10 protein-coding genes and 1 other RNA gene are annotated in these 17,238 nt (G+C 44.3%); 7 read left to right on the top strand and 4 right to left on the bottom strand.

Annotation, left to right across the window (positions count from 1 at the left end):
* Positions 1 to 295: 295 nt before the first annotated feature.
* Positions 296 to 2,185, bottom strand: coding sequence for a putative bifunctional diguanylate cyclase/phosphodiesterase (locus tag AC27KT_RS14240; RefSeq protein WP_487130992.1), 1,890 nt, complete (start codon positions 2,183 to 2,185; stop codon positions 296 to 298).
* Positions 2,186 to 2,582: 397 nt separating this feature from the next.
* On the opposite strand from AC27KT_RS14240, the gene AC27KT_RS14235 reads away from it, so the two are divergent.
* From AC27KT_RS14235 to rnpB, 5 genes are all read left to right on the top strand, one after another.
* A complete protein-coding gene (locus tag AC27KT_RS14235; protein ID WP_487130990.1) occupies positions 2,583 to 3,239 on the top strand; it encodes an NAD(P)H-dependent oxidoreductase in 657 nt (218 codons plus the stop codon).
* A gap of 175 nt (positions 3,240 to 3,414) precedes the next feature.
* On the top strand, positions 3,415 to 3,792 hold the full coding sequence (locus AC27KT_RS14230; protein WP_487130988.1) for a hypothetical protein: 378 nt from the start codon (positions 3,415 to 3,417) through the stop codon (positions 3,790 to 3,792).
* Between the two features lie 87 nt (positions 3,793 to 3,879).
* Positions 3,880 to 6,456, top strand: coding sequence for a protein translocase subunit SecD (gene secD / locus AC27KT_RS14225; protein WP_487130986.1), 2,577 nt, complete (start codon positions 3,880 to 3,882; stop codon positions 6,454 to 6,456).
* A 161-nt stretch (positions 6,457 to 6,617) separates the two neighbouring features.
* Positions 6,618 to 8,081 (top strand): potassium/proton antiporter, encoded by a 1,464-nt coding sequence (locus AC27KT_RS14220; RefSeq protein WP_487130984.1) that lies wholly within the window; start codon positions 6,618 to 6,620, stop codon positions 8,079 to 8,081.
* A 37-nt stretch (positions 8,082 to 8,118) separates the two neighbouring features.
* Positions 8,119 to 8,469: RNase P RNA component class A (gene rnpB / locus AC27KT_RS14215), an RNA gene on the top strand.
* A gap of 66 nt (positions 8,470 to 8,535) precedes the next feature.
* Here the strand turns inward: rnpB and AC27KT_RS14210 are convergent.
* Complete coding sequence (locus AC27KT_RS14210; protein ID WP_487130982.1) at positions 8,536 to 10,932, bottom strand: TonB-dependent receptor; 2,397 nt, start codon at positions 10,930 to 10,932, stop codon at positions 8,536 to 8,538.
* A 400-nt stretch (positions 10,933 to 11,332) separates the two neighbouring features.
* Here AC27KT_RS14210 and AC27KT_RS14205 point away from each other — a divergent pair, with 400 nt between their 5' ends.
* Positions 11,333 to 12,277: a DMT family transporter gene (locus tag AC27KT_RS14205; protein WP_487130980.1), complete on the top strand. Its 945-nt coding sequence runs from the start codon at positions 11,333 to 11,335 to the stop codon at positions 12,275 to 12,277.
* A gap of 8 nt (positions 12,278 to 12,285) precedes the next feature.
* Here the strand turns inward: AC27KT_RS14205 and AC27KT_RS14200 are convergent, their stop codons facing one another.
* Both AC27KT_RS14200 and AC27KT_RS14195 read right to left on the bottom strand, forming a co-directional pair.
* Positions 12,286 to 15,141, bottom strand: a complete 2,856-nt coding sequence (locus AC27KT_RS14200; RefSeq protein WP_487130978.1) for an ATP-binding protein — start codon at positions 15,139 to 15,141, stop codon at positions 12,286 to 12,288.
* Positions 15,142 to 15,155: 14 nt separating this feature from the next.
* On the bottom strand, positions 15,156 to 16,334 hold the full coding sequence (locus tag AC27KT_RS14195) for an ABC transporter substrate-binding protein (RefSeq protein ID WP_487130976.1): 1,179 nt from the start codon (positions 16,332 to 16,334) through the stop codon (positions 15,156 to 15,158).
* Positions 16,335 to 16,654: 320 nt separating this feature from the next.
* On the opposite strand from AC27KT_RS14195, the gene AC27KT_RS14190 reads away from it, so the two are divergent.
* On the top strand, positions 16,655 to 17,158 hold the full coding sequence (locus AC27KT_RS14190; RefSeq protein ID WP_487130974.1) for a 3'-5' exonuclease: 504 nt from the start codon (positions 16,655 to 16,657) through the stop codon (positions 17,156 to 17,158).
* Positions 17,159 to 17,238: the final 80 nt, after the last annotated feature.

Raw genomic sequence — 17,238 nt, 5'->3', positions numbered from 1 at the left:
GTCTGAAGCGGACTTTCGCAAAAGTTATGTCCAACGTCCGCTAAAGGCCTCATAGCTGTCGCTTAAGTACTAGTTTGGGGAAGGCAGCTACTGACAAAGTTTCGACTATGAGATTGATTTTTTTAAACATCTTTATTAAAAATAAGGTTCCACCCACTTATTGATTTTACTGGGCAGTATTAAACGACTTATTTACTGTAAACATTAAAATGCGAATATATTTCGTTTTTTAATGTGAAAGCCCCTCAATAGAGGGGCTTTTCGTTATAAAAAGGATGTTATCTTAGTTTTACTTTTATCCAGCTAGACGCTTAATTAAATCATCCCAAAGTAAGGGGCGAGATAAGAAATACCCCTGTGCCCAGTCACAGCCATGTCTCTTTAAGTAGTTTAACTGCTCTTCAGTTTCAACCCCTTCCGCGATAACCCGTAAACCGTAAAGCTCAGCAAGGTTTTGTATAATTAGCACCATTTTGCTTCGTGGCTCTTTTTCAGAAAATAAATCACTAACAAAAGAGCGATCAATCTTAAGGCAGTCGGCGGGGTAGTGGATAAGTTGGCTGAATGCAGTATAACCCGTTCCAAAGTCGTCGAGTGCTAAGGAAACACCTAGTTCATTTAACGCATTAAGGGTTTCTAAACAGGTTTTATCTCCAGCAACCAATGCGGTTTCAGTGACTTCTAATTCTATGCTACAAGGATTTACCTTGTGTGTTTCAAGTAAACGTTTAACCAGAGGTGGAAAGTTTTCGTTGGTTAACTCCACGCCAGATATATTGATGCACATCTTTCCTGTGAAGTTATGTTGCTGCTGCAATACTACAAGTCTTTGCAAAGCGTGCTCTAGTACCCACAAATCAATTTCTTTTATAAGTCCTGTTGATTCAGCAACCGGAATAAATTGATCAGGCCCTATACCTTCTAACTCTGGGGCTTTACATCTAAGCAGTGCTTCAACGGCAACAATGTCGTCGTTATCACAATTGAAAATGGGCATGAATGCCAAAGTGAATTGGTGGCTCTCCAGCGACGCCCTTAATCCATTCTCCATTTTTTGGCGTTGTTTGATGGTTTCCGCAATCTCTTGGGTAAAAAATTTATAACAATTTCGACCGTTTTGTTTCGCGTCATACATTGCTGTATCAGCGTAATGAAGTAGTTCACTGGGCTCTACTGTGTCATCGGGGAAAACCGCAATACCAATACTGGCGTAAGTTAGGTGAGTAATACCATCCACCTCGAAGCCACCGTCAAAAATGTTTAAAATCCGTGCTGCCACTGTACCCGCATCGAACGTATTTTTAATATTTGGTAGCAGTACCACGAATTCGTCACCCGCAAGCCTGGCAATACTTTCCTCTAGAGGTTTCAGTACTTGGTCTGACGGGCGGATTTCACTCCATAACTCTTCACTAAACTTGAGCAAGAGTTTGTCACCCATTTCATGACCATACTGATCATTAACCTGTTTGAAGTTATCTAGGTCTATATAAAGTAGCCCTACTTTTTGTTTATCTTTGGTGGCTCTATCAATAACTCGTTGTAAGTTTGTTTTGAAATTCCACCTGTTCGGAAGACCGGTTAATTTGTCGTAGAACGCCATTTGCCTGATGTCATCATCGTGCAGTTTAATAATCGTCTCGTATGACTGTTCTTCAGAACGCAGTGCGGCAAGACAAATTAGATTCAAGGCCAACGTTGTTAGAATAAAACGTATTGCTTCAACAAGCGTGTAGCTCGTCATCAATAAGCTAGAAAGTGGCGTAAATAAAAGAAGAATACTGGTAATACTAAAAATGCAGAAGACGACAACCGCAGGCCAAAAACGATTAATAAATAAGTTAATTGCCGCAATGGGATATATCCACAACATGCCGGTGTTGTCTTTTCCACCTGTAATAAGCAGGCAAATACATAAAACAAATAAGATGCCGCTTAATACAATGGCGGCCCTTTCTACATTACCTGTTCGCTTCAAAAGATAAAGGTTAACCAAACCAACTAGCGCACTACTTATCAATATGCTTCCAAGCAATAAGGCGTGGTTGTATAGGCTTAGACTACCTAATGCGAACAGAAAAAGTACGCCGATAAGCGTTAAGATTTGACAAAGCGTAAACCTACGTCGATGACGAACCTGCATCATCTCTCGTTGCCCTGTGGTGGTTTCGTGGGTTTGGGTCATATCAAAGTAAGATTATTAGATTTCCGTATGAAGAAGTTAGAGGCGTTAGTCTTAAGATATTGAGAATGTCTTAGTAATAGTAGGTGAGTTATGTGATCTTATCAATGAACCTTTAGTTGATGAGAGTGGCATGAAAAGTACTGAATTTACTTACTTTTACATAAGAAATTTCTAATTTTAGCCCTTCAAACTTAATGTTCTGCAAGGAGTAATCTATTCTAAGCGAGTATCAACAGAACTTTATATTACCCTCTTATCATTTAGCTTTCCTAACTCAAATTATTGTCAAAATAAATTTGAAACTGATTCATCTTTTATCGGGCTTATCATTGAAAAGCTGAATCGATATCATGCGCACAACTTTTGATTTAATCCCGACTTTATTGAGGAGTTAGTAGTGTCTCATCCAATTATTGAAGATTTAAATAAGCGTTACACAGTTAAGCAGTACGATGCAAATAAACGCATTTCAGCAGGTGATTTGGCGACAATACTTGAGGCTTTGAGATTATCGGCGTCTTCAATTAATTCACAACCTTGGAAGTTTGTGGTTGTTGAGAGTGATCAAGCCAAGCAGCGTTTACACGATAGCTTTGCTAATAAACATCAGTTTAATCAGCATCACGCTAAAGAAGCATCGCATACCATTCTGTTTGCCTATGACCCTAAATTTACAAAAGAGAAATTTGTGAAGCGAGTCGATGCAGAAGTATCGTCAGGTCATTTACCTGATGATATGCGTGAAAACTTCATGGGCGCTTATGCCTTTGCTGAAGCGAACACCGACGAAGACGGTAATAATGCGGCTTGGACCAAAGCGCAAGTTTATCTAGCGTTAGGCAATGTTCTTCACACGCTGGCGCGTTTAGGCATAGCATCTACGCCAATGGAAGGGGTTGATCCTGAGTTACTTGGTGAATTGTTTAGAGATGAACTGGACGGTCACGTGTGTGAAGTCGCATTAGCGATTGGTTACCCAGATACTGAGAAAGATTGGAATTACGGCCTTCCAAAAGCGCGCTTGGCGAAAGAAGACGTTATTGCAATCGCGTAACTTTCATTATTAAAGTGATGTTTAGTGCAAACCCATGTCACTCGTAAACACGAAATGTAAAAAGAGCCCTTAGGATGGGCTCTTTTTACTACAGCAATTGAATTTGCTTTTTTAGCCCCCACTATTAATCGCTTACACACCACAATCACTACTTCTAACTGCGAATTGAACTCTGGTGAATATAACCTTTAAACGCTTTTACCCCTCTACATTTGCGCCTTTCCTCATGGCGTGGGTATTGTCGTATCTGGTTGTTAGTACCGGGTTTCAGCTACCTGATGTAGCGAGTAATGCCGAGGTAACATCACAGTCACCGCTTGCTAAGTTTGTTCATAACTCGCAAAGCTACTCTCTGCGGTTTAACGCCAGCAAGCTGACGGACAACAGCAGTGAGCAGCCTACCGATGCCGATCTCTTAGGGCTAATACCTGCTTCGTTGCACTCGGTTTATGCCGGCCTTTTTGCTGTCAATACACGTTCAGCAGACGTTTCTTTTCGGCCACAAAGGTGGGTTAAACCAAGCCCTCGCGCACCACCCTTTATCCTGATTTAACAACTCATATGCGTCAACACGGGAGCACACCTGTTGTGATCTTAAATTTGGCGACCTTAAAAAAGCATTTTTATTCAGGATTTCAAAATGGCACGATTTTCATTTCGTGGCTTTGTGTATGTGCTCGTCGTTATGCTCGGTTTGCTGAGCGCAGCGCCCAACATATTGCCACAATCAATTAAACAGCAACTACCTACGTGGTACACCACTTCAACACTATCTTTAGGCTTAGATTTGCAAGGAGGCTCGCATCTACTATTAGCCGCAGACACCAACGCCTTGTTTGAAAAGCAACTCAACAGCTTTTCGAGTGACTTACTTAGCGAATTGCGCAGTCAAAACGTGCGCTATACAAAAAGCTCTCATTCACTTAACCATAAAGCGGGAAGTGATAGTCGCTCAGGAAGTATCGTTTTTACTTTGCGTAATGCAGATGATGCGAGAAAGGTTAAAGACGCCGCATATCAAATTTCCGCTCAGCCAAATGGTTCAAGCGCACTTGATGTAGAGATAAAGCAAAGCACCGTTACTCTTACGCTTAACGAGCTATATACCGAACAACTGGTTAAAGACACGTTAAGCCGAAGTGTTGAAGTAGTTCGAAAGCGTTTGAACGAAACAGGGCTTACTGAGCCTAGCGTTACGCTACAAGGTAAAGATGCCATTTTAGTTCAGATGCCGGGTATGTCTGACCCCACCCAAGTTAAAAAATTATTGGGCACTACCGCACAAATGACTTTTCACTGGGCCGCGAATAGCCAGTCTGAGCAGGTTATGAATAAGCAAGATGCGGCGGGTAATACCTATCGTTTAGAGCAAAAAGTGGCGCTAGAAGGTGAGCATATTACTGATGCGGCAGGTGTCTTAAGTAGTGAAAATGGCCAGCCAGTAGTGACGTTCCGATTAGACAGCGCAGGTGCCAAGCAGTTTGCCACTATGACACGTGACAACATCGGCCGTGTACTTGCTATCGTCCTTGACGACAAAGTGGTTACAGCCCCCGTCATAAATAGCGTGATCCCAGGTGGTCGTGGTGAAATAACCGGTAACTTTACATTGCCCGAGGCGGGCAACACTGCACTAATGCTTCGAACTGGTGCGCTACCTGTGCCACTTACCATTATAGAAGAACGCACGGTGGGGCCAGATTTAGGCAGCGATGCCATTCAAACCGGAGTGGAAAGCGGCGTGGCAGGCGCGTTACTGGTATTGGCATTTATGGTGGCGATTTACGGCAGGTGGGGCGCTATCGCAAGTTTTGCTCTTTGTATCAATATGGCGTTGGTGTTTGGCGCTTTAACCCTGTTTGGCGCAACACTGACGTTACCGGGCATTGCAGGTTTAATCCTGACCATGGGCATGGCGGTAGACGCGAACATTTTGATTAATGAACGTATTCGTGAAGAAAGTAAGAAAGGTCGTCCGGCAGCCAGTGCAATAGAACTGGGCTTTGAAAAAGCATTTGCAACAATAGTAGATTCGAACTTCACCACACTAATAGCGGTAAGCTTGTTGTTTATGTTTGGTAGCGGCCCTATTAAAGGGTTTGCAATTACCATTGCCCTTGGTCTGGTGTCTTCGGTATTTACTGCTGTAGCCTTAACTAAAATGTTAATGCTAAGAGTGGTTAAGTCGAAGCAAAAGAATACTCAAGATCGCGCGCAGCAGCGTGTTCCTTTGCGCTTTTCATCACCTCTTTTGCGGTTAAGCGATAAGCTTAGCGGTATTAATTTTCTGGCAAAGCGTAAAACTGCACTCGCTGTTTCGGTAGTGCTAACCGTGCTTTCAATCGGCTTGTTTGCTAAGCCTGGCTTACATTATGGCGTCGACTTTACCGGTGGCACCATGATTGAGTTGACCGCACAAACCCTTACTACCGATGAGCTAAGGAATGTGATTGAAAGCAATGGCTTTGAGCAGATAGCGATTCAAGAATATGGCAGTGAACATCACTATTTATTACGAGCACCTGTTCTAGATAGCAGTGGCGAGCTAGAAAATAACAATGCAAAACAGACTGACGCACTAAAGCGTGCGATTTCGCAAGCCGACAGTGAGGTCAGTTTTGATAAAATTGATATGGTTGGACCCAAAGTCAGCGGAGGCTTCGCCGAGCTATCCATTCTAGCATTGCTTATCGCAGGTGGCGGCATGTTGGTGTATCTGTGGGCACGCTTTGAAGCGCATTTCGCGAGCGCAGCGCTGCTAACCGTGATACTCGATTTAACCAAAACCATAGGCTTTTTCGCGCTAACGGGCATCGAATTTAACTTAACGGCTGTCGCGGCACTATTGGCGCTTATTGGTTACTCTATAAACGATAAGGTGGTGGTGCTTGATCGCATCCGTGAATTATTGCGTTTAGACCCAAACAAGCCATTGGCAGATACCATTAATGAGGCCGTGAACAGCACGTTAAGCCGCACGGTATTCACTTCCGTTACCACGCTGTTGGCCTTGTTACCGATGGCTATTTTTGGCGGTGATGCAGTAGAAAGTTTTGCAGTCCCTATGGTTTTTGCTGTGGTGATTGGCACGTCATCGACCTTGTTTATCACCGCTACGCTATTGTACTTGTTGGGCAGCAGAAGAGAGAAACAAGGCAAAGCGCAGTTAAAGCCTACTGCTGAAGAAATTAAGGCTTCGTTGTCGCACATCCCTTAAGCGGCACAAGTTCCTTAACGCCAATACATCGGCGGGCTTTTGTACCTCAATACATTGGTGCAAAAACGCGGTAAGGTAGCAGTATTAACAGGATCCCTTGATGCGTTCACGCATACCCCAATAACTTGCGTGAGAGCATCAAGGACAATAAGGAACGTATAATGTTTGCAGTTGATCACATTATTTTGCTCAGTGCAGTGCTTGCCATTTTGGGCGTGCTGGCGAGTAAATTGTCCCCGCGTTTTGGCGTACCTGTTTTAGTTTTATTCCTTGGTGTAGGTATGTTGGCTGGAGAAGATGGTATCGGCCGAATCTTCTTTGATAATGCTGACGCTGCGCATGCTATTGGTACATTTGCGCTTATTCTCATCCTATTTGATGGCGGTCTGCAAACGTCAAAGAAATCCATAGCGCAGGCGTGGAAACCCGCCGCGTTGCTCGCCACCTTTGGCGTAATTGGTACGGCAGTGGTCACCGGTATCGCTGCTATGGTTATTCTCGATTTACCGCTTTATAAGGGCTTATTGCTTGGTGCTATTGTAGGGTCGACAGACGCCGCAGCAGTGTTTTCTGTTTTGCGCAACGCTGGTATACGCATTCCTTCAAAAATAAAATCCACACTAGAGCTGGAAAGTGCCTCGAACGATCCAATGGCCATCTTCCTCACAATTGGCCTAATAACCCTTATTCAAGACAGCGCCACTAAGCCCGTTGACTTACTTTCGCTGTTTGCCAGTCAAATGGGAGTAGGGGCGATAGTGGGTCTTGCCATTGGCGGTATTGCAGTATGGCTTTTCAGACGCGTCACCTTAATGGCCATCGGCTTGTACCCAGTATTTGTGATGTTGTTTGGTGTATTGTCTTTTGGCCTTGCTGCGAATTTAAATGGCAGTGGTTTCCTTGCTACCTTTATTACGGGTGTTATCGTGGGTAATAGCCGCTTTGCTTATCAGCGCAATACTTTTGTGTTTTTAGACGGGCTGGCTTGGCTTGGGCAAATTGCCATGTTCGTTATCTTAGGTTTGTTGGTAACGCCCACTGAGCTGTTTGTTAATTGGAAAGAAGGCCTTTTAATTGCCTTTGTGCTTATTTTTATTGCCCGTCCGCTGGTGGTTATGCCTATATTGCTACTATCGAAGTTCTCGTTCAAATCGTCATTGCTTATCTCATGGGTGGGGTTACGCGGATCGGTGCCAATTATTTTAGCTATTTTCCCGCTAATATTTGGTATGCCATATGCCGAGCTCATTTTTAATGTGGTGTTCTTTATCGTGCTTATTTCCGCCCTATTGCAAGGTTCCACCTTACCCTATGCGGCGCGTAAGTTAGGTTTAGTGTTGGACGATGAAGTAAAGGAATCGAGCACGCTGGAGATTGTAAAAGTCGCTAAGAGCAAGCGCGAGCTTATAGAAATAGAGGTATCGAAGTTATCACCGGCACTACATAAAACCATTAGCGAATTAACCCTTCCCGATAATACGGTAGTGGCGATGATTGCCCGTGGTGAAGAAACCCTTATACCTAAAGGAAGTACCAAAATAGAAATGGGCGATCAAATTTTCATTATCACCAAACTGCTCGATAAAAGCGCCGTTGAGCACTGCTTTTACAGCGAGCAGGAATAGGGTGCTATTGTAGGGGACTTCATGTAGAATGCGCCGCGGAGTTGGCCAGGCAATCGCCGCTTTCGTAAGAAAGGGGAGGAAAGTCCGGGCTCCAGAGGGCAGGGTGCCAGATAACGTCTGGGCGGCGTGAGCCGACGACAAGTGCAGCAGAGAGAAGACCGCCTAAGCATGTTTACATGCCGGTAAGGGTGAAAGGGTGCGGTAAGAGCGCACCGCACCTCTGGTAACAGAGTGTGGCAAGGTAAACTCCACCCGGAGCAAGACCAAATAGGATCCCTCAACGTGTGGCCCGCATGGGGATCGGGTAGGTTGCTTGAATCAGTGAGCGATTGCTGATCTAGAGGAATGGTTGCCCACGACAGAACCCGGCTTACGGCCAACTCCACTCTTTTCCTAAAAGCAGGTGAAGCCTCTACCTGAAAGTAAACCATCAGGCAGAGACATTTATCGCTCGTTACTGGAAGAAGTAACGGAACGTTGCGCCGACTGTACGAGGCTGGTTCACTGTAAATCCAAGTCGAGCTCGTCCACCACGTTCTCTATCAAAGGATAGCTGCGCGTTTTCGTCGAACAGGTTGTTTGCATACAGCAATATTTCATAGTCATCGTAGGTAAGACCGAAGCTCATATTAAGCGTGCCGTAGTCGTCTAACAACAAGTCTAATTCTGTTGTTTCTGCGCCAGTAGCACCGCCAAAGGCAAGGCCACAACTGAATACACCTGCGCCCGCAACTTGGTCACTAGGCTGGGTTATACGGTCACCCACGTACTGATAAGAGCCTTGGAAATAGGTGCTGTTTGAAGAGAATAAAGGCTGCGCTAAATCGTAAGTAAATGCGATGGCAAAGCTCTCTTCAGGTACTGACGCTAAGCGGTTACCGTCTTCTACGCCACCTAGCACCGCACCATCACCGTCAACAACGGTTGAATCAAACTCGGCTTCAATGATACTGCCCGTTAATGAGAAAAAGAGCTGGTCAGTAAACTGACGTGTAAGCTCAAATTCAATACCCTGGGTGTGGGCGTCAGGCACGTTAAATGACACTCGTGACGAGCAAGAGCCAGCATCCAACGTAACCTGAAGATCTTCAATGTCGTTATAGAAAGCCGAGATATTCGCTGTCCATCCGCGACCTGATGATTTCATACCAATCTCATAGTTGGTGAGCTTTTCATCGTCATAGTCTTGGAACGAACCAAAGATGGCTTCATCTTGGTCGGTACACAGACTTCTATTTAGTGGGTCATTTACACCGCCAAGCCTAAATCCTTGAGAAACTTGAGCATTTAAGTTTACGTTTTCGTTTACGCTATATTGCCCAATAACGCGGGAGGTAAAGCCATCTGATTCTGTGGAATCGGTCTGATTGTCGCCGTTGGCAAATAAGCCGCCGGAAATAAACTGACGCTCTTCTTCATAATCGTAAAAACGAGAGCCTACGGTCATTTTGAAGTCATCGTTCACTTGATAGTTCACCTCACCAAACACAGCAAGCTGCTTTAAGTCGTAAGGTAAATAGGCGTTGTAGGGAGAATCCGCTTCAAAGCCATTGGCAACGGCTGCCGACGTGCCTTCGCCTAGCGTAGCGTCGGTAAAGGCGTCATATCCAGGGGTAGGGAGCGATTGGTCGTAAACACGCTCAGTGGAAGAATAAAAAGCACCAACTAACCAGTCTAGTGCGCCATCGTCATTCGATGCTGCACGAAGTTCAAAGGTATCTTGTTCTACTTCGGTTCTGTCCAGCAGGTTCGATGGCAATAACACCGCTTCATCCGGGAACCCTAAGTCGATACTTACAGAGCCCGACAGTGCGCTGGCATCACGGCTCACCAAAATGTCGCGATCGGTATAGCTATATACGAAGGTAAAGTCAGCAACGTCAGCTTGATATTCAGCGGTAACATCAGCAATAAAGGTATCGTCAGAGAATCCCTCTTCAAGCAGTAGGTACTGTTCACGTTCGCCCAATTGAATAGCTGGGCGGGTCGTTGTGTAAGGGGTAGCAAACACGTTATACACTTCCTGCCTGTTAAACCCGTTCATTTCCAATTCTTGGAAGATGAGTCGTGGCGTAATGGTGAGCTTATCGTTGGGAGCAATAACGAACGCTACGCGTCCGCCAGTTCTATCGCCGTCGTTAACGTCTTCGCGAAACGCACCGTTTTCACCTAACGCATCTATAAAGCCTGCGTAATCAGTGCGGTATACCACCGCGCGCATGGCAATGGTGTCGGAAATAGGTACGTTTACCATGCCCTTAACGTGACCGCCCACGCCACCGTCTGTGACACTATTAAGATTAGCTTCAAACTTACCTTCAAAGGTATCTAACTCGGGCTGATTGGTGATGTAGCGAAGGGTTCCGCCGATAGAGCCAGATCCAAAAAGCGTACCTTGCGGACCGCGCAGGGTTTCAATGCGGTTAAGGTCGAAAAGGTCGAGATCTGGAGTAAATAAAGACAGCGAGATCACGCTTTCATCAAGGTATACGCCGACCTGCTCTTTAACGCCTGGTTGGTCTCGTACAATTTGACCGGCTGAAACGCCACGCATAGATACTTGGCTTTGGCCTGGTCCTAAGTTTTGAATTGAGACGCTCGCCACGTTTCTTGCGACGTCTTCTAAGTTTCCTGCACCGCTGCGTTCAAAGTCTCGCTGCGTTTGTGCGTTGATTGAAAAAGGAATGTCTTCAATGGATTCTGCACGCTTTGTTGCAGTTACTATGATCTGCTCAAAGTCATCATCATCCTTTTGTTGTATGTCCTGCGCCATTGCACCAGAGCTAAGCAGCCCCATTACCGCAACGCTAAGTGTGCTTCGTCTAAACGACGCTTTTTCTATTTTAAACATAAGTCCATCCAGGTTGGTTGTTTCTATTTTGTTATCAGGCAAGGGCGTAATGTGGCAAAAAAGTTGGGTTATTTCCATAACTTGCGAAACAAATATTTCATTTTTTGCTGTCTCTAATTCAGTACGTTTTACTTGTTAATTAGGTGTTAACTGCAAGTGTGTGGTGAATGTGCGTCTAAAAGGTCAAAAGAAGCGTCTATCTGGCTAATTACAAAAGCAATAATCTAAGTATCATCTTTATGAAAATGGTGTTGACCCTAAGAGCAAAAATGACTGAGTGATAAAAGCAAGCGGCAGCAATCGGTTTATATCAGCGTCACAGTAAAAGCTGATGGGTTAATTAGAAAGTACAACATGAAAGCATTGTTCAACAGTTAAAGCTAAGAAGGTGAGTAATAGAGTGGAGAAAGCAGTGAATACAAGCGATGTAGTGAAAGGGGTCTTAGCAATTGTTATCGCAAGCTTTTTGTGGGGGACAACAGGCACTGCCGCTCAGTTCGCTCCAGAAATCAGTCCTCTGGCAATCGGTGCCTTTGCAATGGGTATAGGCGGTGTATTGCTTTGTGTTAGTGCCCGAAAATCACTGGTAAAGGATGCACCTATTCTTTTTTCTACACCACTGACCTTTCTGTTTGGCAGTGCATGTGTTGCAATTTATCCGCTGGCCTTTTACAGCTCAATGCGTTTGTCAGGCGTTGCCATAGGCACCGTGGTTTCTATCGCCAGTGCACCACTATTCGCTGCGCTTTTAGAGTACTTTTTAAGTAAAAAGCCCGTGTCTTTAAAATGGTTTATTAGTTTTGTGTTTGGTGCGTTTGGGATTGGCATGTTAGCCATGGGTAAGGCACACGACGCAATGGCGTTGTCAGCATCTAAAGATGATCAGGTGTTCGGCGTTATATTGGGTTTAATTGCCGGTTTAACTTACGCGGGGTACTCATGGGCTGCGAAGCAACACATTGACGCTGGCGCAAATTCAAAATCTGCCATGGCCGGACTTTTCGGTTGCGCTGCCGTTGCTCTGTTGCCTTCCCTCTGGTTTACCGGTCAAAACTTGTTTGCTAACACTATCCACATTAGCGTTTCACTCTATATGGCTGTGGTGCCAATGTTTCTTGGTTATTTATTATTTGGCTATGGTCTTCGCACTACCGAGGCGAGTAAAGCTACGCTTATTACGTTAATTGAGCCATTGGTTGCGACACTTTTCGCTATTTTTCTAATTGGTGAAGTATTCAAGCCGGTGGGGTGGGTTGGCATGACGCTGGTTTGTCTTTGCCTTTTAATCCAATCGATAAAATTTCCATTTGCTGTAAAACGCTCTCGTCAAAAGGCGACAGCGTAGCGATAGACTCAAACCATTACACTGTTCCTTTCAACACTCGCCCAATGCTCAACTTTATCAATGAGATCAACAGCGTCGAAAGGTTTACTCAAATAGTCATCCATACCCACTTTTACACAGCGCTCTTTGTCACCTTTCATCGCATTTGCAGTGAGTGCGATGATAGGCACGTTAAGGTATCGCTCTCCTGCCTCACCATTTCTAATGCGCTTAGTTGCTTCAAAGCCATCCATTTCTGGCATTTGGCAATCCATCAAAATGACATCAAAGGTCACTTTCATTTTATTCAATGCTTCTAGTGCCTCTAAGCCAGATTTAGCGCTAAGCGTAGTATGGTTATTCAGGTGCTGCTTCACGATAATTTGGTTAATATCATTATCTTCGACAATCAAGACTTTGCGTTTCTTTCCTTTTTCTCGCGTCAAAGCTGATGCATGGTGCGCGGGTTTCAGTAACGTCTCATCAGCAGGCTCAAGTGAAATAGTGAAAGAGAACGTACTTCCGTTACCTTTGACACTTTCAAGCGTTATATCACCACCCATGAGTTCGCAAAGCTGCTTGCTTATTGATAAGCCAAGTCCAGTGCCACCAAACTTACGGGTAGTAGACAGGTCTTCTTGTGTAAAGACTTCGAAAATGGTGGCTTGTTTATCTTGAGCGATACCTATTCCCGTGTCTTTCACACTACATAAAAGTGTAAGACTATCGTCAGTGTTTTGCTTGATGCTAGTCGTAACATCAATATGCCCAGCGTCAGTAAACTTGACAGCGTTACCTAACAGGTTCGACAGAATTTGCCTGAAGCGTACATCATCACCTTGGACAACGTGGAAGCCTTGTAAGTCAAAGTGGAAGTGTAGCTCAAGGCCTTTTTCTTGGCACATGATGGCGTACTGACTTTGAAGGTTTTCAAGTGAATCTAAAATGTCGAAAGGGTTCTCTTCAATTTGTAACTGACCGGCTTCAATTTTAGAGAAGTCCAAAATATCATTCACAATATGCAGAAGGCCTTGAATGCTGAACTTCGCCAAAGAAAGATAATGCTTCTGCTCTTCAGTCAGCTCAGAGTTAGCCATTAGCTGTAAAACGCCGGATATCCCGTGGATAGGTGTGCGAATTTCATGACTCATACTGGCTAAGAAACTAGATTTCAGTCGAGCAGACTCTTCTGCCTTCTCTCTTGCATCTTGAAGAAATTGTTCAGTTTGCCTTTGCTGTGTAACATCTTGTTGAAAACCGATATAGTGGGTAACTTCGCCGTTCGTTTTAACCGGCGTCAAATTTAATCTGTTATAGAAAAGGCTCCCGTCTTTTTTATAATTAACTAGCGTTGTTTCAATGGGCTCGCGGGTTGCTATGGCATTGCGAATTTGTTCAACGGTTTGCTTACTGGTCTCATCACCCTGCATTGAGCGGCAGTTGTGCCCAATGATTTCGCTGCGATTGTAGCCAGTTAATTCCTCAAATGCGCTATTCACATAAATAATTGGCTGACCGACCCGTTTAACGTCAGAAATAATAATCGAAACCGTTGCTTCATCCATCGCATGGGTGAGCACGTTGACATGGCTTTCTAACGCGCGCTGTTCGGTAACATCACTTCCTACATATATATTGCCACGAATATTCCCCGTAGCATCGGCTAACGATGCCTTCGTCCATCGAATGTAACGCTCTTTGCCTGTGGTTACTGAAAAATGCGTAAGCTCTTCGCTCTGCTTCTCTGCTAGCTTTCGTACTATCAGTTTTAGGATTGAATTTTTTTCGCCGTATTGGTCGTCGCAAAAACCTTCGAAGCGCTTATTTGCAAGCAGGATTTCCTGATTCGGGTCGACTACCACCAGCATATCGCCCATCGATTCCAGTACATTCGAAAATTGCTCGTTGGACAGCGATACTTCTGTTAGGTCCCAAATAAGCTTATCAAAAGCGGCTCTGATGTCTGCCAGCTCTTTGGCCTCTGTTGGCTGGTCATTTTGAAGAGACGCTGCTTTTTTACTGGTAAGTTGATTTTTTATATCCTTGTACAGCGTTGAAAGTGTACGCTCTGCCAAGGTGCCGGTCATGCGCACCATATGCAATATGATGAAGATAAACCCCACTATCATTGAAACTAAAACGATGCCTGTCCAAGCCATCTCTCTGTATGCAGTAATCGTTGGTTTTACGCTGTATAACTGCAAGTTCTTCCAACTCGTTTGCTTGATAGAATAGCCACTTTGATTAAAGTTTGAAAACTTTGAACTTGGAGCAATGAGTGCGGGCTCACTGCTAAACAGAACATTTCCGTTAGCATCAGTGACTAACTGATTTGTGAGGCGTGGATAAGGCGCAAGTAATGATTGAAGGCTGTCAACGTACATCACAAGGGCACCTTCAGAGACGCCGTTTAGTAAGACAGGAACGCTAATGACTACGCCATACTGTGATACAGAAGAAAACGTATTCGATGAACCTAAGGTTTGCTGGCGCCACGCATTACTTAACGACTCAGGAAGCGCCGCACTCCAATTTTTATCAATAACCTTTTTTCCAGCAAAATCAAACAGCGCAAATTCAACACTCTTTGCTTGGGTAAGATTCAAAGAGCGAAAAAACATAGGAAGGTAGTTGTCCCGCTGTTCTATATCTACCAGCGAATTGATGATGATGTCGTTAGCAGCTAAATCTGCTAGCTGACGTGTTGTATCACTAACAATGAAATTGATGTCTTGCTCTAACCCTTTCACTGATTGCTGTTGGAGGTGGTCAGTTTGTTTAACGATAAAATGGAAAGATAGCGCAAACAGCGTGATGGAAAGTACTGTGATTAACAATGCCAGCCTAGGGATCATGCTGGATAGCAATAGAGAACGTAGTCTCATATGTTCCTGCTGCATTATTTATCGCCTACTGTGACCAAGTGGCCTTTATCATTAAAGTTTGTCATAAAATAATCCTTTGACCAAAGCGCATCATGCCGTTCTTTTGTAAATGGGGCTTTGTAGTATTTAACTGCACCCTGGATGTTTTTAAGTGATTCGAGGGCGCTACGCAACGCGTTAACATCTGTACTACCTGCTTTATCGGCAGCAATAGCAATTAAATGAATTAAATCATACGCATGCGCTAGCCCTGTGACACCGTCAATGGCTACAGCATCAATTAACCCATATTTATTATAGTAGGCTTCTAATAGCTGTTTAGCCTTGTTATTTTTTTGATGGTCGAAGTGAAACGTTTGAAGGACTGAAATATCGTACTCGCTAATGGGGTTAGCTAATCGAGATGCAAACTGACCTGAAGCAATACCCCAATGGGAAACGACCGGAAGCGAACTCAACCCTTGCTCAGCCAATGCGTCGACGACAACCGTACCTTCAGGTACGTTAGTGACCAATATAACACCGTCAGCTTTTGAATTTTTAATTGCAGCGGCATCTTCGGAAAAATCTTTTTGCTGCCAATTTATCCAGTGAGTTGCACTTATATTTACGCCATGTGATTGCGCAGCTTGAGTTAACGATTCTAGATTAGAGCGGCCCCAGCCTGTGCGTTCAAGCACCAAAGCAATGTTAGACAGCCCCCTGGTTTTTACATAGTCAATAAGTACTGATGCAGCTTCAGCGTCACGAACTGAAACTCGAAAAACATTATTAGGAAAATGCTGGTTATCAATAATTGGTGTGCCAGCGGCCCACGGTACCAGCATTAGCACATTCTTGGCATGTAAAATATCTATTTCAGCTAGCACTACAGGGGTATGAACTCCACCGACTACAGCTAGCAAGTTGGGCATTTGGGCGAACTGTTCAATATTGAATATGCCGCGAGCCGGGTTACCTCGATGGTCTTTGGCAATCACTTTAAGCTTACGCCCGAGAATCCCGCCCTTTTCGTTAATTTCTTCTACGGCTAGCTCGACGCCTCGAGTAATAGCAATACCTCCCTCAACCGCTACCGCTGAAAGGTCGGCATCTATACCTATAATTAAAGGTGCTTGGTCGTTGTCAGCTAGGCACGAATTTAAGAGAGAAAAAAAGCAGAAGAGCGCTGATAGAAAAAGATTTGCACGCATGGGGTCGCCACCTGATTGATTACCCTAAAAGTGTATAGCAATGTGCTAAGCGTTTTGCCATTTACGCATTATTCTTTAGTATAATTTTGCGCTTTTTATAGCCAGTTTCTCTTTTTTTGACACCGTTTCAGTTTAGTCGGGTAGATAGCAATGTGGCACGATTCTGCTATTGCGTTAGAGGTACAAAGTAGAGTGGTTGTTTTGTGAGGGGCCTAAAATTGCGCCCTAAACAGTAGTTTAAAAAATCTCTCTGTACCTATGTGAAAGGTATCTTCTTTTACTGACACACATATTAAGGAGAACAGTAGTTTGGAGTATAAGTGCGAAATACAACACTGCCGACAATAATAGATGTGGAAGCAAGTGGTTTTGGGGCAGCGAGTTACCCTATAGAGATTGGCATTGTGCGCTATGATGGTGCAAAGTGGTGCAAATTGCTTAGACCATTTGCCTCTTGGGTGCATTGGGACTCGCAAGCTGAGTCGCTACATGGCATTTCTCAGCAAATGCTGCAAGCACGAGGTGAGGACCCTTATAAAGTGTGTGTTGAGCTTAATAATTTTCTAGGAAACACTATAGTGTACAGCGACGGATGGGTAGTGGATAACCCTTGGCTGATTAAACTTTACGCTGCAGCGAATGTTGACATGTCTTTCACCTGTCGCGCTCTTGAATATATTTTAACTGAGCCTCAAATGGAAAAATGGCACGATGTAAAAAACAGTCTTGTAGCCGAGCATGATGTTAAGCGTCATAGAGCAAGTTCAGATGCGATGATTATTCAACAAACTTATGCGAAAACCATTGAACTCACGCAAGGGTAATATTAAATCGCATAGATAATTGCCTACTCAGAAATTGCAGGAGCGTCTCTTAGGAAAGATTGTGAATGCAGGAGTGGCTT

This window comes from Alteromonas sp. 5NW40-0090 (genome assembly GCF_057552975.1).
This window is presented reverse-complemented; position numbering and strand designations above follow the sequence as displayed.